This window comes from Psychrobacillus sp. NPDC096623 (assembly GCF_044762655.1).
Lineage (GTDB): Bacteria > Bacillota > Bacilli > Bacillales_A > Planococcaceae > Psychrobacillus.
This window is the reverse complement of record NZ_JBIWER010000001.1, coordinates 291,094-311,447: the sequence shown is the minus strand read 5'-3', so window position 1 is coordinate 311,447 and position 20,354 is coordinate 291,094. Positions and strand designations below refer to the sequence as shown.

20 protein-coding genes are annotated in these 20,354 nt (G+C 36.1%); 10 read left to right on the top strand and 10 right to left on the bottom strand.

The window, feature by feature from the left end; translation table 11 throughout:
• Positions 1 to 14: 14 nt before the first annotated feature.
• From ACIQX2_RS01570 to ACIQX2_RS01545, 6 genes are all read right to left on the bottom strand, one after another.
• Positions 15 to 1,199: an MFS transporter gene (locus ACIQX2_RS01570; RefSeq protein WP_402846243.1), complete on the bottom strand. Its 1,185-nt coding sequence runs from the start codon at positions 1,197 to 1,199 to the stop codon at positions 15 to 17.
• Positions 1,200 to 1,336: 137 nt separating this feature from the next.
• Positions 1,337 to 2,410: an ABC transporter substrate-binding protein gene (locus ACIQX2_RS01565; RefSeq protein WP_402846241.1), complete on the bottom strand. Its 1,074-nt coding sequence runs from the start codon at positions 2,408 to 2,410 to the stop codon at positions 1,337 to 1,339.
• Positions 2,407 to 3,210 carry an ABC transporter permease gene (locus ACIQX2_RS01560; protein WP_402846238.1) on the bottom strand — a complete coding sequence of 268 codons (804 nt, stop codon included), beginning with the start codon at positions 3,208 to 3,210 and terminating at the stop codon, positions 2,407 to 2,409. Before ACIQX2_RS01560 ends, ACIQX2_RS01565 begins: the two co-directional genes overlap by 4 nt.
• A complete protein-coding gene (locus ACIQX2_RS01555) occupies positions 3,194 to 4,018 on the bottom strand; it encodes an ABC transporter permease (RefSeq protein WP_402846236.1) in 825 nt (274 codons plus the stop codon). The genes ACIQX2_RS01560 and ACIQX2_RS01555 overlap by 17 nt, the downstream gene beginning before the upstream one ends.
• Complete coding sequence (locus ACIQX2_RS01550; protein WP_402846234.1) at positions 4,008 to 5,114, bottom strand: ABC transporter ATP-binding protein; 1,107 nt, start codon at positions 5,112 to 5,114, stop codon at positions 4,008 to 4,010. The genes ACIQX2_RS01555 and ACIQX2_RS01550 overlap by 11 nt, the downstream gene beginning before the upstream one ends.
• A gap of 30 nt (positions 5,115 to 5,144) precedes the next feature.
• Complete coding sequence (locus tag ACIQX2_RS01545) at positions 5,145 to 5,687, bottom strand: helix-turn-helix domain-containing protein (RefSeq protein ID WP_402846232.1); 543 nt, start codon at positions 5,685 to 5,687, stop codon at positions 5,145 to 5,147.
• Positions 5,688 to 5,870: 183 nt separating this feature from the next.
• Between ACIQX2_RS01545 and ACIQX2_RS01540 the strand changes: the two genes are divergently transcribed.
• From ACIQX2_RS01540 to ACIQX2_RS01530, 3 genes are all read left to right on the top strand, one after another.
• On the top strand, positions 5,871 to 6,317 hold the full coding sequence (locus ACIQX2_RS01540; protein WP_402846230.1) for a TlpA family protein disulfide reductase: 447 nt from the start codon (positions 5,871 to 5,873) through the stop codon (positions 6,315 to 6,317).
• A gap of 76 nt (positions 6,318 to 6,393) precedes the next feature.
• Entirely contained in the window at positions 6,394 to 7,053 is a 660-nt protein-coding gene (locus tag ACIQX2_RS01535; protein ID WP_402846228.1) for a potassium channel family protein, read from the top strand.
• 349 nt (positions 7,054 to 7,402) lie between these two features.
• The gene (locus ACIQX2_RS01530; RefSeq protein WP_402846226.1) at positions 7,403 to 8,725 is read left to right on the top strand and encodes an amino acid permease; all 1,323 of its coding nucleotides are present in this window, start codon (positions 7,403 to 7,405) and stop codon (positions 8,723 to 8,725) included.
• Here the strand turns inward: ACIQX2_RS01530 and ACIQX2_RS01525 are convergent.
• From ACIQX2_RS01525 to ACIQX2_RS01515, 3 genes are all read right to left on the bottom strand, one after another.
• Positions 8,722 to 9,348 (bottom strand): LysE family transporter, encoded by a 627-nt coding sequence (locus ACIQX2_RS01525; RefSeq protein ID WP_402846224.1) that lies wholly within the window; start codon positions 9,346 to 9,348, stop codon positions 8,722 to 8,724. The genes ACIQX2_RS01530 and ACIQX2_RS01525 overlap by 4 nt on opposite strands.
• Positions 9,349 to 9,525: 177 nt before the next feature.
• Complete coding sequence (gene rnjA / locus ACIQX2_RS01520; protein ID WP_402846221.1) at positions 9,526 to 11,193, bottom strand: ribonuclease J1; 1,668 nt, start codon at positions 11,191 to 11,193, stop codon at positions 9,526 to 9,528.
• Between the two features lie 3 nt (positions 11,194 to 11,196).
• Complete coding sequence (locus tag ACIQX2_RS01515) at positions 11,197 to 11,406, bottom strand: DNA-dependent RNA polymerase subunit epsilon (protein ID WP_093059811.1); 210 nt, start codon at positions 11,404 to 11,406, stop codon at positions 11,197 to 11,199.
• 409 nt (positions 11,407 to 11,815) lie between these two features.
• Here ACIQX2_RS01515 and ACIQX2_RS01510 point away from each other — a divergent pair, with 409 nt between their 5' ends.
• Both ACIQX2_RS01510 and ACIQX2_RS01505 read left to right on the top strand, forming a co-directional pair.
• Positions 11,816 to 12,589 carry a Cof-type HAD-IIB family hydrolase gene (locus ACIQX2_RS01510; protein WP_402846218.1) on the top strand — a complete coding sequence of 258 codons (774 nt, stop codon included), beginning with the start codon at positions 11,816 to 11,818 and terminating at the stop codon, positions 12,587 to 12,589.
• A gap of 13 nt (positions 12,590 to 12,602) precedes the next feature.
• On the top strand, positions 12,603 to 13,532 hold the full coding sequence (locus ACIQX2_RS01505) for a carbohydrate kinase family protein (protein WP_402846216.1): 930 nt from the start codon (positions 12,603 to 12,605) through the stop codon (positions 13,530 to 13,532).
• 321 nt (positions 13,533 to 13,853) lie between these two features.
• Here ACIQX2_RS01505 and def read toward each other — a convergent pair whose 3' ends face one another.
• Entirely contained in the window at positions 13,854 to 14,411 is a 558-nt protein-coding gene (def, locus tag ACIQX2_RS01500; protein ID WP_402846214.1) for a peptide deformylase, read from the bottom strand.
• Positions 14,412 to 14,545: 134 nt separating this feature from the next.
• On the opposite strand from def, the gene ACIQX2_RS01495 reads away from it, so the two are divergent.
• From ACIQX2_RS01495 to lpdA, 5 genes are all read left to right on the top strand, one after another.
• Complete coding sequence (locus ACIQX2_RS01495) at positions 14,546 to 15,193, top strand: YkyA family protein (RefSeq protein WP_402846212.1); 648 nt, start codon at positions 14,546 to 14,548, stop codon at positions 15,191 to 15,193.
• A 233-nt stretch (positions 15,194 to 15,426) separates the two neighbouring features.
• On the top strand, positions 15,427 to 16,539 hold the full coding sequence (gene pdhA, locus ACIQX2_RS01490) for a pyruvate dehydrogenase (acetyl-transferring) E1 component subunit alpha (RefSeq protein WP_402846210.1): 1,113 nt from the start codon (positions 15,427 to 15,429) through the stop codon (positions 16,537 to 16,539).
• 3 nt (positions 16,540 to 16,542) lie between these two features.
• Positions 16,543 to 17,520: an alpha-ketoacid dehydrogenase subunit beta gene (locus ACIQX2_RS01485; RefSeq protein ID WP_402846208.1), complete on the top strand. Its 978-nt coding sequence runs from the start codon at positions 16,543 to 16,545 to the stop codon at positions 17,518 to 17,520.
• A 31-nt stretch (positions 17,521 to 17,551) separates the two neighbouring features.
• The gene (locus ACIQX2_RS01480; protein ID WP_402846206.1) at positions 17,552 to 18,901 is read left to right on the top strand and encodes a dihydrolipoamide acetyltransferase family protein; all 1,350 of its coding nucleotides are present in this window, start codon (positions 17,552 to 17,554) and stop codon (positions 18,899 to 18,901) included.
• Between the two features lie 4 nt (positions 18,902 to 18,905).
• Positions 18,906 to 20,318, top strand: coding sequence for a dihydrolipoyl dehydrogenase (gene lpdA / locus ACIQX2_RS01475; RefSeq protein WP_402846204.1), 1,413 nt, complete (start codon positions 18,906 to 18,908; stop codon positions 20,316 to 20,318).
• The last annotated feature ends 36 nt before the right edge of the window (positions 20,319 to 20,354 follow it).

Here is a 20,354-nt window from a genome sequence, read left to right as displayed (position 1 = left end):
GTTTTCTACATTGTTTATATAATTGGTTTTTTTCTTTTTATCCAAACAAGTGTGATTGCCCACGAGCCTAACAAAATAATGGAACCTATTATAAAAGGATAATTAATATTTATATCAAAAAACATTCCCGCAAGTGCTGGTCCAACCATACTGCCTAAACTCATATAGGCATTATTCATCCCTGCTGCAAACCCTTGTTCATTTCCCGCCAATTTTGAAATAACGGTATTAACGGCTGGACGAATGAGCGTTGTAGCGGTAGAGAATATCGATGCAACTAGTAACACTAGCGCAAAACCATCTACTACGAAGAATAGTAGGAAAGCTATAGCAGCAACAATTAGATTAACTAGAATAACATTCAATTCACCAAATCGTTTAAATAGTTTCTCCACTACCAATGTTTGTACGATAACCCCGATAAATCCACCTACTGTTAATACAACAGCAATATCTTGTGGAGTATAATTATATTTATGATCTACATACAAAGAAAAGGTCGTTTGGAAATTTGCAATACCAAAAGTGAAAACAAATATGATGATTAACATCATAAAATAAGGTGTTTTCACTGAATTTTTCATTTGTGTTAATATATTTTCGCGTTTTTTAGGTTCAGGTGGAATCTCTGAAACAGCATTTTTTATATCAGGTAGGATGATTAATGAAATAACTGCTGCAATAACTGCTGCTACAGAAGCCATATAAAACGGGAAGGTTAAACTTACTTTTGCTAAAAATCCACCAATTGCGGGACCAACCATAAATCCTAGAGACATAGAAGCTCCTAGGAATCCCATTCCTTTTCCACGTTCTTCTAAAGAGGTAATATCAGCAACAAAGGCCATTGTAGCTGGTATTAAAAAAGCTCCTCCAATACCACTAACAAATCGAGCTGTGTACAACATCCATTCATGAGTTGCTAATCCAAACCATAATTGAGAGGCTGAAAATATTATCAATCCTACCATGATTAGTTTTTTACGTCCTAATGTATCGGATAGGTCACCAGCTAAAGGTGAAAATAAAAATTGTCCAAAAGCAAATGATGCTATGATAAACCCAAGTGCTTGACCTGCTACACCAAAGGTCTCTAAATATTGGGGCATAACCGGAATTACTAAACCTATTCCAGACATTGCTATGAACATATTGAACATTAAAATATACAATGCAGAGTTGTTTGTTTTCTTCGCCATAAAATTCCTGCTTTCTGTAAATACTTATACACGTCTATCGATTCTACCATATTCCGGTTAGAATAAAAACTTTCGAGTAGCGAAATTATAAATTTTGGAGAATAATAAAGAGTCGTCATAATTGACGACTCTCCACTTTAGTTTGCGCTCATTTTAAATTCTAAAAACAGCTCATTATATTTCCCGAGCATTTCAAGCCCTAAATTTTTGTAAACTTCTAGATTTTCTCTAGATTCCTCTGGAGGATAAAATCTTTCATCCGAAGTAACTTCTTCATCCAGTAATTCTACTGCTGCAGCATTTGGTATCGAATATCCAACATAATCTGTATTTTGTGCAGCAACCTCGGCATCCAACATAAAGTTGATGAATTCATGTGCACCTTCCACATTTGCGGCTGTTTTAGGTATTACCATATTATCAAACCATAGATTAGACCCTTCTTCAGGGACCGCGTAATCTAAACCTTCATTTTCCCACATCATATCAGCGGCTTGGCCAGAGAACGTAACTGCTACTGAAGCTTCTTCGTTTATCATTAGCTGTGTAACTTCGTCTCCAATAATCGCTTTTACATTTGGAGTTAATTCTTTTAATTTAGCTGTGGCCTCTAGTAATTCTTTTTCATCTGTAGAATTCAGAGAATAGCCTAAGCTGTTTAATCCCATACCAATGATTTCACGAGCTCCATCTACTAGCAATACTTCGCCCTCTAGTGACGGATCCCAAAGTGCATCCCAGCTTTCAAAGGTTTGTCCATCTAAAAGGGCAGGATTGAATACAACTCCTACGGTTCCCCAGAAATAAGGAACAGAGTATTTGTTTTTTGGATCGAATGCTAAATCTAAAAAGTACGGATCAATATTGCTCAAGTTTGGAATTTTAGAATGATCAATTTCTAGCAATAAATCATTTTCCTTCATCTTTTCAATTGCATACTCTGAAGGTACCGCAATATCATAAGAAGTACCGCCTTGTTCAATTTTTGTCATCATAGCTTCATTCGAATCAAACGTTTCATATACGACACGATATCCCGATTCTTCTTCAAATTGCGTGATTAAATCGGGATCAATATATTCTCCCCAGTTATAAATTGTTAAAGTATCACTACCTGCATTACCAGAGCTTTTGTTTAAATAATTGTTAATACCAAACAATATAATACATACTATAACGATTGCTATTGCTGCTCTTGTTATTTCTTTCATTTTCGAACCCCCATTCCGACAGGGTTTTTCCCACGTTGGCTAACAAAATAATAACCAACAACGAGAAGAAGTGTCACGATAAAGACAATTCCAGATAATGCATTAATAGTTAACGTAATACCCGTTCTTGCCATCGAATAAATTTCGACTGAAAGCGTGCTAAAACCATTTCCTGTTACAAAAAATGTAACTGCAAAATCGTCCAATGAATATGTTAATGCCATAAAAAATCCTGCGAAAATTCCAGGCTTGATGAATGGGATAATAACGCGAGTCAAAATATCACGTTTAGTTGCTCCCAGATCAGCTGCTGCATCTATTAACGTACTATTCATCTCTTGTAGCTTAGGTAGTACCATCAACACTACAATAGGAATGCTAAATGCAATATGAGAGATTAGAACGGATGCAAATCCAAGTTTTACTCCAATTGCAGTAAAAAGGATTAAAAATGATGCTCCAATTACAACATCCGGACTTACGATTAAAACATTATTTAAAGAAAGGATGGATCTGCGTAATGATTTATTTCGCATAAATACAATACCAATCGAACCGAAAACACCAATAATAGTTGCTAATAGGGCCGAAAGTAAGGCGACAATAACGGTATTAAGAAGAATCATAATGAGACGAGTATCTGAAAATACTGCCGCATAATGCTCCCAAGTGAATGATTCAAAGTTATTCATGCTCCCACCACTATTAAAAGAGTAAAAAATTAAATAGATAATAGGCGTGTATAACACGATAAATACAAGGGCTAAGTAAAACTTCGCTGACTTACTTGTTGTTTCCATTGGAAGTAGCCCCCTTATCACGTTGACCTGTAATGATCATAATAATTACCATAAATATGATTAAGAAAACGGCAATAGTAGAACCCATTCCCCAGTTTTGCGTAACTAAGAATTGCTGTTCAATAGCTGTACCTAACGTAATCACTTTGTTCCCCGCGATTAATCGAGTAATCATGAATAATGAAAGGGAAGGGATGAATACTGCTTGAATACCAGCTTTAACCCCATTAATCGTTAAAGGTAATATTACCTTTGAAAATGTTGTCCAGCTTGATGCTCCTAAATCTCGGCTAGCATCAATTAAAGATGGATTTAACTTATCTAAAGAGTTAAAAATAGGTAAAATCATAAATGGAATAAATATATAAACTGCTACAAAGACGAAACTAAAATCTGTGAATAAAATTTGCTTTTCTCCAATTCCAAATACATTTAAAAATGCGTTCACAGGACCATACAAACCGAATATACCGATAAATGCATATGTTTTTAATAGTAAATTGATCCAAGATGGAATGATGATAAGTAATAACCATAATTGTTTATGTTTTGTTTTCGTGAGCAAATAAGCAGTTGGATATGCAATGACTAACGTAAAGAATGTAATTAAAAATGCATACCAAAACGAGCTAAGTGTTAGCTTTAAATAAACTGATGAGAAAAAGTTTAAATAATTGTCTAAAGTGAAACTTCCATTTAAATCGAAGAAGGAATAATATGCGATTAACGCAATTGGCGCAATAACAAATAATGCGATCCATACATAATAAGGTATTAAGTAAAACGTTTTTGTAGTTTTAGTTTGCATAAGCGTCTTCTCCATAAGACTCGAGACGTTTATCAAATTCTTCTTCTGTTTCATTTAAACGCATTACATGAATTGCCTCTGGATCGAAATCTAAGCCGATATATTCACCAACATCAGCTTTTTTAGTTGAATGTACAAGCCACTCATTTCCTTCATCATCGTAAGTAGAAAGCTCATAATGTACTCCTCGGAATAATTGAGTATCTACTTTCACCTTCATTTTCCCTTTTTCGACCGTTGTTATTTCTAAATCCTCTGGACGAATAACAATATCGACTTTTTCATTTGGGTTTAGTCCTTGGTCCACACATTCAAACTCTTTTCCACCAATTTTCACACGGAAATCTGCTACCATTACACCCGATACAATATTTGACTCCCCGATAAAGTCTGCTACATATCGATTAATCGGCTCATCGTAAATATCCATGGGTGTACCACTTTGCTCAATTTCACCCTCATTTAATACGAAGATTTCATCAGACATTGCCAGTGCTTCTTCCTGGTCATGCGTCACAAAAATAAATGTTTTGCCCAGTCTTTGCTGAAGCTCACGAAGCTCATATTGCATCTCTGAACGTAATTTTAAATCTAAGGCTGAAAGCGGCTCATCCAGTAGAATGATTTCCGGGTCATTGACAATTGCACGAGCAATTGCAACACGCTGTCTTTGTCCGCCTGACATTTCCGCAATTTCTCTTTTTTCGTAGCCTACTAGGTTAACGAATTTTAACGCTTCTAAAACTTTTTGTTCAATTTCTTTTTTTCCAAGTTTTTTGATGCGAAGGCCGAATGCTACATTTTCAAATACATTTAAATGTGGAAATAACGCATAGTCCTGAAATACTGTATTTACTTGACGTTCATTTGCTGGCACGTTATTAATAAGTTTGCCATTAAAATAGATGCTCCCACTTGTGGGTTGCATAAATCCCGCGATTAAGCGTAAAATAGTTGTTTTTCCGCAACCGGATGGGCCAAGTAAAGTGTAAAACTTTCCACGCTCTAATTCTAAGTTAATATTTTTTAGTACGGTCGTTTCTGCATCATATGATTTGGACACATTCTCAAAACGAATTATAGTATTATCTGTCATAATATACCTCCATGGTAGTTTATTAAAAGATTACAAATAAGAATTTGTAACAACGTAGATTACCTTCGCCATTTCATCAGCTGCATTTTTTAGTTGATGATTGTCGGATGCTTCAAAATAGAGGGATTCTCCAGCAGAAGCAGTATAGTTTTGCTTTCCTAATGTAAGCGAAACTTTACCTTCCAGTACATAGATGAAAGTTTCGGAAAGGGAAGGTTCAAATTGTTTAAAATGGCCATTTGAATCTAGCGAAATTAACACAGGCTCCATTTCATTTTCATTGGATTCCGAAATTAGCCAGTGAAGCTTGTACTTTTTTTCTTCATCCAAGTAAACGGTTTGCTCATCTTCTCGAAAAACAACTTTCGTGCGTGAATGCTCATCGTCGAAAAAGTCTTTTGGCTTAGAACCAAGGACATTTAGAATAGAAAATAGTGTTTCAATAGAAGGTGAGTTAATATCTCTTTCAAGCTGTGAGATAAATCCCTTGCTTAAGTCTGTTCTTTCGCCTAATTCCTCTTGGGTAAGGCCTTTTTTTAAACGTAATCTTTTTATTTTTTTCCCAATTTGCATTTTTTAGGCTCCTTCGGAAATAAAAATAGCATATTTTCAAACAAAGTTTATTTTAACACAACTTAAAGTTTACTTTAACAATTTATTTGTTGAACTTCAATTTTTTTTTAGGCTGTCGATTAAACGCTATTTTTAGAGTACGCATATACTAATGAATGCTTAAAGAAAGAAGGGATATAGGTAGTGAAATTACGAACTAAAATACCATCATTTCCAAGCGATAACAATTGGATAAATGGACCGATAAACAATGAAAAGTTAGCAGGGCAAAAGCCGGTACTCGTATACTTTTGGTCCGTGAGCTGTCCATCATGCGGAGGAGCATATAAGTACATTAGTCAGTGGAAAGCTAAATATGGGGAATTCTTCAATCTTGTTGGAATTCATATGCCGAGATCCAAGGAAGACTTACAGGAACAGCGTATTGTTGAGGCAATTCAAAAGGGGAGGATGAAAGACTCCATTTACTTAGATCATGCGTTAGTTATGACTAAACAATTTCAAAATAGAATAGTTCCTTCTTTTTATTTGTTTGATAAGAAAGGATTATTGCGTCATATACAATCGGGAGAAAATGGAATGATGATGTTAGAAAAAAGACTCCTAATGCTTATAAATGAAAACAAATAATTGTGAATTGATTTCGTATCTAATAATGGAATGGATATGGTAAACTAATTTCATTAGATAAGTAGGGGGCATTAATATGCACAAAGAATTTGTTGTAGTCGGTTTAGGGAGATTTGGCGGTAGTATCGTAAGAGAGCTAATTGACCAAGGAGCTGATGTTATGGCAATTGATATAGCATCAGAGCGAGTGGATGAGTTTGCTTCTATCGCTACGCAAGCTGTAGTAGCTGATACAACAGACGAAGCAGTGCTGAAATCACTCGGTATTCGAAATTTCGAACATGTGATAGTAGCTATTGGGGATAATATTCAATCGAGTATTTTAACTACCTTAATGCTAAAAGAGATAGGTGTTAAGAAAATTACGGTAAAAGCACAAAATGATTACCACGAAAAAGTTCTAAGAAAAATCGGCGCAGACATGGTAGTACATCCTGAAAGAGATATGGGTATTCGTATCGCAAACAATATTCTGTCTAATAACGTATTAGATTATCTGGAGCTTTCAGATGAGCATTCTATAATGGAAATAAGAGTAAATGAGAAAATAGCCAGCAAATCTCTCATTGACTTAGATATCCGAGCACGTTATGGCATTAATATTGTAGCCATCAAACGTGGGAATAATATTATTGTTTCACCACAAGCGGATGAAAAGCTAGTACTAAATGACGTTCTAATTATTATTGGAGCAGATGTAGATATCATTCGATTTGAAAAGAAAGTATTATCTTAATAATGATCAATTATTTTTAGATCCAAGGCTGTTTTCCGACAATATAGAGATATAGATATATATTAAAAGAGGTGATTTGTGACCAATGTTACAAATCGCCTCTTTTCTAAGAAGGAAGCATAAAATTTACATATTATGAACGCACGCATCCAGTGTTTTACCTTGGGACCGTTCATGTCATTTACCCAGTTTTTCTTATGCTTCACACTTCTATAAATAAAATGAAAATGTTAATGCAAGTATATCTATATTTAAAGTATATATATACCAAGAGTAACATTCTTTTAGATTAATTTGGACACATAATTATATTTTCTCGTGAAAGACTAGGTTTACGAGGAGGTGCGTTATGGCTAAAAAACAAGAAGAGGCACATCTAGCCTGGTGGCAATTATCTCTAATCGGGGTAGGCTGTATTATAGGTACAGGTTTTTTCTTAGCATCTAGTATAGCGATTCAGATGACTGGTCCATCTGTTATACTTGCCTTTATCATGGCTGCCTGTGCTACTTATATAGTGTTCGAAGCACTTGCAAAAATGTCAGCGAATGATCCACAAAAAGGGACATTTCGAACATATGCTAAAAAAGCTTATGGTAGATGGGCGGGCTTTAGTAGTGGGTGGGTTTACTGGTGTTCTGAAATTCTGATCATAGGTAGCCAATTGACTGCGATTTCTCTGTTAACTAAGCTGTGGTTTCCGAAAGTACCTTTATGGATATTTGCATTAATTTATGCGATTTGTGGGTTGCTAGTGTTATTTATTGGAGCAAAAGCGTTTGGAAAAATGGAGAGTGTATTCGCAATTCTGAAAATTGCTGCTATTTTTATGTTTATTGTGATTGCGATTTTGGCATTGACTGGCGTAATAGATGGCAATCCTAAGGGTGATGTTCCTAATACTATAATAGGTTTTTTTCCGAAAGGATTATTAGGCTTTTGGAGTGCACTTTTATTTGCTTTCTATGCCCATGGTGGCATTGAAGTAATGGGAGTTATGGCTATTCATTTGAAAAAAAAAGAAGACGCACCAAAATCAGGTAAAGTCATGCTATTACTGCTAGGTGTAATCTATGTTACCTCACTTACTTTGGCATTATTATTAATGCCCTATACAAAATTTAAGGATGACAAGAGTCCGTTTGTTACAGCTTTAACAGACTTTAACCTAGACTTTTTTCCGCATGTATTTACAGCTGCTATTATCATCGCGGGTTTTTCAACTATGTCTGCATCCTTATTTTCAGTAACAACAATACTCACAACTTTATCGGAAGAGGGAGACGCTCCTGCAATATTTAGCAAACAAACAAAAAAGAAATTTAAAATGCCTTTACCAGCGATTGCACTAACTTCAGTAGGTCTTATTCTTTCAATTGTTACATCCTTATTATTACCCGATAAAGTTTATCAGTATATAACAACAGCCGCGGCTTTAATGCTGCTGTATAATTGGCTGTTTATATTATCTATGTATCAAAGGCTAGTGAAAGCAACTAAAGCAGATAAGGTAAAAAGAGTAATCGGCATGATACTCGTATCAGCTGCAGTAAGTGGTGCACTTTTTAACTCCACTAGTATGCCAGGCTTCTTCATCAGTCTTGGCTTCTTATCAATTATTATTACAATTGTCTTATTTCTGCGCAAAAGATGGAAAGAAGAAGAAGCTTAAAAAATCAATTGATAAGCTTTTATTCCAAAATAGATACCAAAAGCAAGCATCGATAAAGAAGAGATGATGGAAATTATGACTAAAAACTTATTCGATAGAAATTTACGAGCTCCACTAGATAGGAATGCCATAAAAGTATCCCATAAAATAATCCCGGCTATAATTGCGAAACTGTACAACAAGAGTTGGTTGCCCGTAAAGTTTTGAGAGGCTTCTGCTAGAACTGAGCCAAATATTCCTAACCAAAAAAGGATTGTTAATGGATTTAACAAAGATAGAAGAAATCCCGATGACAATGATTGTCTCAGTCTAACTCTTTTCTCTTGGTCGGAGCTTAACTTAATACTATTGAGAGTGAGTATACTTTCTATACCTGTATAAATCAGTACAAAACAGCCAAACGACCATAGTAATATTTTTATATATGGGGAATCAATAAATTGACCAACTCCGAAATAGACTAACGCCATATAAAAAATATCTCCTAGTAAAGCACCAAACCCAAAAATCCATGCATGAGAGAATCCATTTTTAATACCTGTATTTAATTGTGCGGCGTTAACAGGTCCAACTGGTGCTGCCAAGGATATTCCTAGAAAAACATAAGCAAATACAGAATTCATATTAGATTCCTCCAAAGAAATGATATCTTTGTATGATATTCAGTTGGAGGGGATTGTACAACTTAGCAAAGTAAAAGAATTCACATATATTTTGGAATGGTAAAATAACCTCAGAATCGATCGATTCTGAGGTTATAATTATCTAACATTAGGATAATGGTAAGGAATTCTTTGTGATTAAACTTCCATAATGATAGGAAGAATCATTGGACGTCTTTTTGTTTTTTCATACAGATATGGACTTAGCACATCCGTAATTTCATTTTTCAATTCGGACCATTCAGTATCTTTACCTTGAATAGTGTAGCGTAAATGCTTGTTCAGCATTTGTTGTGCCTCATTAATCATTGTTCCTGACTCACGCATATAGACAAAACCACGTGAAATAATATCGGGACCTGATACGATTTTTTTCTTTTCCATATCAGCACTAACTACTACAATGACTAAACCTTCTTCGGATAGGATGCGACGATCACGTAGGACAATATTACCGATATCCCCAATTCCACTTCCATCAATATATATATCACCAGAAGGAATGCGACCAGCAACATGTGCTTCATTGGCGCTTAATGCAAGGACTTCTCCATTTTCCATGATAAATGTATTATTCGGATCTACGTCACAATCTACAGCTAACTCTGTATGAATTTTCAACATACGATATTCACCGTGAATTGGCATAAAGAATTTTGGCTTCATTAGGCGAAGCATCAGTTTATTCTCTTCCTGGGACCCATGTCCAGAAGTATGGATGTTATTTAAGGAACCGTGTATTACCTCTGCTCCAGCGCGGAATAAAAGGTTAATCGTACGATTGACACTCGCTCTATTACCTGGGATAGGAGAAGATGAAAATACAACAGTATCGCCAGGTTGAATTTGAATTTGTCGGTGTGTTCCGTTGGCAATACGTGATAAGGCTGCCATTGGTTCACCTTGACTACCAGTACAAAGGATAAGAACTTCATTTGCTGGTAAACGATTTAATGCGCTTGCATCTACAAACGTTTCTTTTGGCGCAGTAATATAGCCAAGTTCACGACCAATTGTCATTGCATTATCCATGCTTCGACCAAATACAGCAATTTTACGACCATGTAACACAGCTGCATCCGTAACTTGTTGAAGTCTATGAATATTAGAAGCAAAAGTAGCAAAGATTATACGTCCGTCTACTTTACGGAAAATAGAATCCATGCTTTCTCCAACTTTACGTTCAGACATTGTAAAGTTAGGAATTTCCGCATTTGTACTATCTGACAATAAACATAAAACTCCATCGCGACCGATCTCTGCCATCTTAGTTAAGTTAGCAGGCTCACCTACAGGAGTAAAGTCGAACTTAAAGTCACCAGTATGTACTATATTACCTGGTGGTGTTTTTACAACGATTCCGAATGCATCGGGAATACTATGTGTTGTACGATAGAAACTTACAGAAGTTTTTCTAAATTTAATAACATCTTCTTCTTCAATCACAATCATCTTAGTTTGACGAAGTAACCCGTGTTCTTCTAATTTATTGCGTAATAACCCAAGCGCTAGCTTGCCACCATAAACTGGTACATTAAGTTGTTTCAATAGATAAGGAATACCACCGATATGATCTTCATGACCATGTGTTATAAATAATCCTTTAATCTTATCAACGTTTTTTACTAGATATGTGTAATCAGGAATTACATAATCGATACCTAGTAAGTCATCCTCTGGAAACTTAATACCAGCATCTATTAAAATAATCTCATCTTGAAATTGTACGCCGTACGTATTTTTGCCGATTTCGCCTAGTCCGCCAAGAGCGAAAACTGCAGTTTGGTCATTTTTTACAAATTTCATATATTAAATGTTCTCTACTTTGTAATTTTCGCTAGCTTGTTCGTACTCAAGATGATTACCTTCAAGTAGCTGGATTAGTTCGATATTGTATTTGCGGTCTACTAAAAGAGCACGAACTTCGCGCTCATTCTCAGCCTCTACATATAAAACTTGTGTGTTTTCGCGGACTGGTACTTCTAGTGCATTCTCTTGATAATAAACTTTATAAATCATTTTATACTCTCCTTTTTCACGTTCAAAATAAATCAATTCTCTTTATATTATCACGACACTTATTTAAAATAAAGAAAACCCTCCATTTTAGAGGGCAAAAGTATTTAACATGCGTTTACGGATAGTATAATTCACCAGTTTTGAGTCTTATTCTAGAACTTAAGTTATAATGGGAGATTAACTGTCCGTATACGATTGAATGATTAAACTTACAATCCAAGATTGAAGTTAACTTTAAGCAATCGTTTTGTTTCTAAGCATTCCACCGAGCCGTCTCAACAATTTCCTTTTCAGGCGTTTCAACATGGCTATTCACTCCTTATAGAGTATTATATACCATAGGAAGAAGTGTGTAAAGGATTTAGACAGAAAAGTCAAATAATTTGAATATTGAAATGGAGGAATTTTTATGAAAAACAAAATTTTATTTTTTGATATTGATGGAACTATTTTAGATCACGACAAAAATATTCCTGAAGGTGTAGAAGAAGCACTTCAAAAAGCTAGGGATAATGGACATGAAATTGTCATTTCCACTGGACGGTCTCCATTTACTGCTCAATCTGTGTTAGATCGATTGAAGGTAGATTCTTTTGTTTGCTATAATGGGCAAATTGTTCAGTTTAAAGGGAAAATACTACATAAGGGAATTATTGAGAGAGAGGAGCTTAAACAGTTAACGGATTTTGCGAATGAAAGAGAGCAACCAATAGTTTACATGGATAGTGATGAGATGGTTTCGAGTTTACCGGATCATCAAGATGTATTGGAAAGTATATCTACACTGAAGATAAACTTTCCCCGTTATGCAGAAGGATTCTTTTTAACAAATGACATTCATCAAGCGCTGATTTTTTGTAGCTTGGAAGAACAAAAGGAATATGAACAAGCATTTCCAAATTTAAAATTCGTCCGCTGGCATCGTGTTTCCTGTGATGTACTTCCGAAAGGCATTTCAAAAGCTAAAGGAATGGATTTGTTATTGAAGCATATTGGCAGGGGACCCGAAGATGCAATTGCTTTTGGAGATGGTCTAAATGATATCGAAATGCTTCAATTCGCAGGGACAAGTGTTGCAATGGGGAACTGTGTTGAAGAGTTAAGGGAACACGCTACGTTTGTTACCGAACATGTATCAGAGAACGGATTAACAAACGCAATGAAGAAATTAAGTTTAATCTAAAGGAGTTTACTAGATGTCCAAAAAGTATGTCCTCATATATGGGGATGCATTTGTCGATTATATTGCCGAAGATCAGAGCAATAATCGTTTTACAAAATTTTTAGGCGGGGCTACCGTTAATGTTGCAGCAGGTGTGGCACGTCTTGGGGCAGCTACGTCATTTATCACAGTCACAGGGGAAAATGAAACGTCTGAATTCGTTCGAAATGAATTGACTGCAGAAGGTGTGGACTTATCATTTTCTCAAATAGTACCAGAAAAAGAGGTAAGCGGAGTTTACGTACATCTATTGGAAAATAATGAACGCCATTTCGCACATTATGTAAATTCGACACCTGATATCCAAGTAGATTTCTCTTCTATAAAGTGCGAGGCAATCCAGCAGTCTTCCGTATTTCATTTCTGCTCGGGAACTCTTTTTCATCCAACAGCTCTTGCAACTACAAGAAAAATTGTAGAAAGTATGAAAAAATCCAATGTTACTACTTCATTTGACGCCAATATTAGACCGTTGCGCTGGGAAAGTGAAGAGTTGTGTAGAAAAACGATTTCTTCCTTTTTTGAGTTTATCAATATACTGAAGTTAACAGAGGAAGAGCTCTTGTTTTTAACGCAAACGACATCAATAGAAGAGGGAATTAAATCCTTGCAGCCATATAATATTGAGGCATTACTTATAACAGTTGGTTCGGAAGGTACTTATGCGGTGATAAATGGGGAAGTCGTACATGTTCCTGTAGAAAAAGTGATTCCGATTGATACAACTGGAGCTGGAGATGCTTTTGTAGCAGGTATTCTCTCTAAAATTTATTTGGAAGGGCATCCTTCAACTAAAGAAGACTGGATTCGGTATATCGCATTTGGCAATAAGCTAGGCGCAATATGCGCAACTAAGTCAGGTGCATTATCTGCCATGCCAAGGCTCATAGATATTAAACAATAAAGTATTAAGGCAAATCGCAAATCTGAAGCTATAAATCGCAAGTTGGTCCTTTCGAATCGCAAGTTCAGTTTGGAGAATCGCAATATAACCAGTTCAAATCGCAAGCTAGCAGCTATATTAATGCAAATCGCAAATCTGAAGTTTTAAATCGCAAGTTCAGTATTGGGAATCGCAATATAACCAGTTCAAATCGCAAGTTAGCAGCTATATTAATGCAAATCGCAAATCTGAAGTTTTAAATCGCAAGTTCGACACACGAAAGCGCAATATATAGAAAAAACGCCAGTTCTACAATTGTAGGGCTGGCGTTTTGTAATCACTTTAAGTTCGGTCATATGGAACTGAATCTGGAATAGGAGCATAAGGATTCTCTTTGTTTATATGATCATAAAACATAATGCCGTTTAGATGATCTAGCTCATGCTGGAAAGCAATTGCGGGTAATCCTTTTAAACGTTTTTTGAATGGAGTACCATCTGGGTAAAACCCTGTTGCAGTTATACGTGCGTATCTTGGGACATATCCTTCAATTACTTCGTCTACAGACAAACAGCCTTCTCCAGCAGATATATACGTTTTTTCCACAGAGTGGCTAATTATTTTTGGGTTGACTGCTACAAAGCTCACTTCTTCATTGTTTTCGTCTTCCAAATGGAGCGCGAACATTCTTTTGTTCGCATTTACCTGTGGAGCGGCGATTCCAATTCCAGGTCGTATTTTATATTTCTCGACTAATTCATCATCTTGACTGTTAATAACATATTCTAATAGTTCGCTTGCAAGTGCTAAATCTTGCTCTGATAATGGGAAGGTCATTTCCTCCGTTTTTTTTCGTAAAGATGGGTGTCCATCTCTGACAATATCATTCATTAAAATCATTTTAATCGTCCCTTCAATGTTCATATATCTATTATAGCGAAATTTGACTATTTACTAAACAAAAAACAGCCTTTTGGTCAGTTGAATTTAGAGCCTAATACAATTATAGTTGAATGGGTATAGGGGGTTACATGATGAAACTTAGAAAATATATTATCATGTTCAGCAGTATTTTATTACTTACTGGCTGTAATTTTGGAGAATCAACAGAAGAAAAGCTATCAAACATCTTGACAGAAATTTATGATTTAGAAGCTGATTATAGAGATGTACAAAAAGAATTGGCTGAAACAGAAACAAAAGAACAAGCAAACTTTCAACAAATGATGGAACTTACGAAGGATCAAAAAGAAGAACTTACTACGATGGTAGAAGATACCGCAACTCTTTTGGATGCTAGATTAGCATTAGTTGAGAAGGAAGCGGCTTCTTTAAAAGCTACTTCTGATGGGATTAGTAAACTTACTACACTTATTTCAGAAACAAAAGAAGCGTCCGATAAAGAAAGTTTAAAACAAATGGAAACTACTTTGAAAGAGCGTATTGCAGCTTATGAAGAACTGACGAATAACTATAATGAGTTAGCTACAAAACAACAAGATTTATACAATATGTTAGTGGATGACACAGCGGAAGTTACATCAATCCAAGAACAAGTTCAGGTAGTAAATAAACATAATGAATTAGTTCAAGAATCTGTTCAAAAGTTTAATGAGGCAACTAAAAGGGTAAATGAAGTGAAGGATGAAGTCTTAACTTCACTACAGAAAGATGAAATATAAAAAAGCAGCTCTGCTTAGAGCTGCTTTTTTATATAATAATACTAAACTGATATAATACAGACATAAATTACGAGTAATACAGATTGAAGGAATTTCAATGTTTCGACAATTAAATTCGTTAATTTCATATGATTGACCACAAATTTATTCTTGAGTATACTAAAAGAGAAATATCGTTGTACTACTATATTTAAAAGAAAATCTTAATACAGAAGAAAAGGAGAGATGTAATAATGGCTGCAAACAAACCAGCGCAGTTAGACCCTATGAAAACGCTTCAAGAAATTGAAGAAAAGTTTGAAATGTTTCAGATTTTAAACGAAGAAGGGGAAATAGTTAACGAGCAAGCAAATCCTAACCTATCAGATGAGGAATTAGTAGAATTGATGAGCCGTATGGTTTATACACGTATTTTAGATCAACGTTCTATTTCTTTAAACAGACAAGGTCGTTTAGGTTTCTATGCTCCAACAGCAGGTCAAGAAGCTTCTCAGTTAGCATCTCAGTATGCTTTAGAAAAAGAAGATTTTATCCTACCTGGTTATCGTGATGTACCACAAATTGTTTGGCATGGTCTACCTTTATGGCAAGCGTTTCTATTCTCACGTGGGCATTTTATGGGGAACCAAATTCCTGAAGGTGTAAATGTTTTCCCGCCACAAATCATTATTGGTGCTCAGTTTATACAAGCAGCTGGTGTTGCTCTTGGTATGCAAAAACGTGGTAAAAAAGCGATTACAATCACTTATACAGGTGATGGTGGATCATCACAAGGAGATTTCTATGAAGGTATTAACTTTGCTGGGGCTTTCCGTGTACCTGCAGTGTTTATCGTTCAGAACAATCAATTTGCTATTTCTACACCTCGTGAATTACAAACTTCTGCAAAAACAATAGCTCAAAAAGGTATTGCTGCTGGTATTCCGAGTCTTGTAGTAGATGGTATGGATCCACTTGCTGTTTATGCAGCTACAAAAGATGCTAGAGAACGTGCGATTAAAGGAGAAGGGCCTAGTCTGATTGAAACTGTATGTTACCGTTACGGTCCACACACAATGGCAGGAGATGACCCGACTCGTTACCGTACTTCAGAAACTGATTCTGAATGGGAAAAGAAAGATCCATTAGTACGTTTCCGTAAGTATCTAGAAACAAAAGGTATTTGGAATGAAGAAAAAGAAGCAGAAGTAATTGAAAAAGCTAAAGAAGAAATTAAAGAAGCAGTTAAAAAAGCAGATGCAGCACCAAAACAAAAAGTAACTGACCTTATTAATATTATGTATGAAGAAAATCCATACAACTTAGATGAGCAATTAGCTTACTACACAGAGAAGGAGTCGAAGTAACCGATGGCACAAATGACGATGATTCAAGCAATTACGGACGCACTCCGTACAGAGCTTAAAAATGATGAAAACGTTCTAGTCTTCGGCGAAGACGTTGGCGTTAACGGCGGAGTTTTCCGTGCAACAGAAGGATTACAAAAAGAATTCGGAGAAGATCGTGTGTTTGATACACCACTTGCAGAGTCTGGTATTGGTGGTCTTGCAGTAGGTCTATCATTACAAGGGTTCCGCCCTGTTCCAGAAATTCAATTCTTTGGATTTGTATTTGAAGTAATGGATTCTATAGCTGGTCAATTAGCTCGCATGCGTTTCCGTACTGGTGGAGCATTTAATGCACCTGTAACTATCCGTTCTCCATTCGGTGGTGGGGTTCATACACCAGAAATGCACGCAGATAGTTTAGAGCTTTTAATGACTTCAACACCTGGAGTGAAAGTTGTTATTCCTTCCACTCCATACGATGCAAAAGGTTTATTAATCTCTGCAATTCGTGATAATGATCCAGTAATTTATTTAGAACATATGAAATTATATCGTTCATTCCGTGGCGAAGTACCTGAAGAAGAATATACAATTCCTCTTGGTAAAGCGGATGTAAAACGTGAAGGAACAGATTTAACAATTATCTCCTATGGCGCAATGGTACACGAAAGCTTAAAAGCTGCAGAAGAGCTCGAAAAAGAAGGACATTCTGTAGAAGTAATCGACTTACGTACAGTGCAACCATTAGATATTGAAACAATTATTGCATCTGTTGAAAAAACGAATCGTGCAATGGTTGTCCAAGAAGCACAAAAACAAGCGGGTATTGCTGCAAACGTTGTGGCTGAAATTACGGAGCGTGCAATTTTAAGCTTAGAGGCTCCTGTATTACGAGTAGCTGCTCCTGATACTGTTTTCCCATTCTCTCAAGCAGAAACAGTTTGGTTACCTAATTCTAAGGATATAGTAAATACAGCTAAAAAAGTTTTAACATTCTAATATAAAATCTGTTATAGAAAGGGTGAATACATTGTCATTTGAATTTCGATTACCAGATATCGGTGAGGGTATACATGAAGGTGAAATCGTTAAGTGGTTTGTAAAAGCAGGCGATGAGGTACAAGAGGACGATATTTTATGTGAAGTGCAAAATGATAAGGCGGTTGTGGAAATTCCTTCTCCTGTAAAAGGGAAAGTTACGGAAGTTCTTGTAAGTGAAGGAACAGTAGCAATAGTTGGAGATGTACTTGTTAAGCTTGATGCACCTGGTTATGAAGACCTTCAATTTAAAGGCGATCATAGTAACGAGGAAAAGACAGAAGCACAAGTTCAAGCAACTGCTGAAGACGGCCAAGCAGTAGAAAAAGAAGAAGTAGAAACTCCAGACAAAAAAGCAGATTCTACAAATACTGCAACTGAAAAACCAGCTACTCAAGAGCAACCAAAAGGTGATGTGAGAGTAATTGCAATGCCTTCTGTTCGTAAATTTGCTCGTGAAAACGAAGTGAATATTACAAATGTGACTGGTTCAGGTAAAAATGGACGCGTGTTAAAAGAAGATATTGACGCATTCTTATCTGGAGATCGCACTTCAGCTAATGAAGAAAAAGTAGAAACTACAAATGTGGAAGTTGAGCAATCACCAAAAGCTTCAGCACCAGTAACTTTTGAAGGTGAATTCCCAGAAACGAGAGAAAAACTTTCACCGATGCGTAAAGCAATTGCTAAAGCTATGGTAAATTCCAAACATACAGCTCCTCATGTTACATTAATGGATGAAGTGGATGTAACGGAACTTGTTGCACATCGTAAAAAATTCAAGGAAATTGCAGCAGAAAAGAATATCAAGTTAACTTATTTACCTTATGTAGTTAAAGCTTTAGTAAGTACACTAAGAGAATTCCCTGCATTGAACACATCTTATGATGATGAAACAAATGAAGTAATCCAAAAACATTACTTTAATATAGGTATTGCAGCTGATACGGATAAAGGTTTATTAGTGCCAGTTATCAAAAATGCTGATCGCAAGTCTGTTTTTGCTATCTCTGATGAAATCAATGCACTTGCAGGAAAAGCACGTGATGGTAAACTAGCTGCTGCTGAAATGAAGGGAGCTTCTTGCTCTATCAGTAATATTGGATCAGCTGGTGGGCAATGGTTTACTCCAGTTATCAACCATCCAGAGGTTGCTATTTTAGGTATTGGTCGAATTTCCGAGAAACCTGTAATAAAAAATAGTGAAATTGTGGCTGCACCTGTGTTAGCATTATCATTGAGCTTTGATCATCGAATGATCGATGGTGCGACTGCACAACATGCGATGAATCATATGAAACGTTTGTTAAGCAGTCCAGAACTATTATTAATGGAGGCGTAAAAAAATGGTAGTAGGAGATTTCCCAATCGAAACAGATACACTTGTAATAGGTTCAGGCCCTGGTGGATATGTTGCAGCTATTCGCGCAGCACAAACAGGACAAAAAGTTGTAGTTGTGGAAAAAGAACATATCGGAGGAGTTTGCTTAAACGTGGGATGTATTCCTTCAAAAGCATTAATCTCTGTTGGTCACCGTTTTGAACAAGCAAAACATGCTGATGATATGGGAATTACAGCTACAGATGTAACAATCGATTTCTCTAAATCACAAGCTTTCAAAGACAGTGTAGTAAAAAAATTAACTAGCGGTGTTTCTGGATTATTAAAAGGAAACAACGTGGAAGTAGTTATGGGCGAAGCATATTTCGTTGATGCTAACACTGTTCGTGTAATGGATGAAAAATCTGCGCAAACATATACATTTAAAAATGCAATTATTGCAACAGGATCTCGTCCTGTAGAAATTCCAACTTTTAAATACTCTAAACGTGTTTTAAACTCTACTGGTGCATTAAGTTTATCTGAAATTCCAGAGAACTTAGTTGTAATTGGTGGTGGTTATATCGGTACTGAACTAGGTTCAGCATTTGCTAACTTAGGTTCAAAAGTTACTATTATTGAAGGTGGCGACGATATTCTAGCTGGCTTCGAAAAACAAATGACAACGATTGTTAAAAAAGGCTTGAAGAAAAAAGGCGTTGAAATTGCAGTTAAAGCATCTGCTAAAGGCGTAGAAGAGTCTGACACTGGCGTAGTAGTTACTTATGAAGTTAGCGGAGAAGAGAAAAAAGTCGAAGCTGATTACGTTTTAGTTACAGTAGGCCGTCGTCCAAATACAGATGAAATGGGTCTAGAAGAAATTGGCCTTAAATTCGCAGAGCGCGGATTATTAGAAGTAGACAAACAATGTCGTACAAGTATTTCTAATATTTATGCTATTGGTGATATTGTTGCAGGTCCTCAACTTGCACATAAAGCATCTTACGAAGGAAAAATAGCTGCAGAAGCAATTGCTGGTCAAACATCCGTAGTAGATTACTTAGCAATTCCTGCTGTTTGCTTTACGGATCCAGAGATGGCTACAGTTGGTCTAAACGAAGCACAAGCTAAAGAACAAGGTTATGACGTTGCTGCTGGGAAATTCCCATTCGGTGCAAACGGTCGTGCTCTTGCTCTAAATGCTACTGATGGTTTCGTTAAACTCGTTTCTCGTAAAGAAGATGGTCTATTACTTGGAGCTCAAATCGTTGGTCAAGGTGCTTCAGATATGATCGCTGAATTAGGTTTAGCTATCGAAGCAGGAATGACTGTAGAAGATATTGCAATGACTATTCATGCTCACCCAACTTTAGGTGAAATTGCAATGGAAGCTGCAGAAGTAGTTATGGGTCATCCAATTCATATTCTTTCTAAATAATTCTCCTTTGAGAATCAAAAATAGACTTGTTCGCTT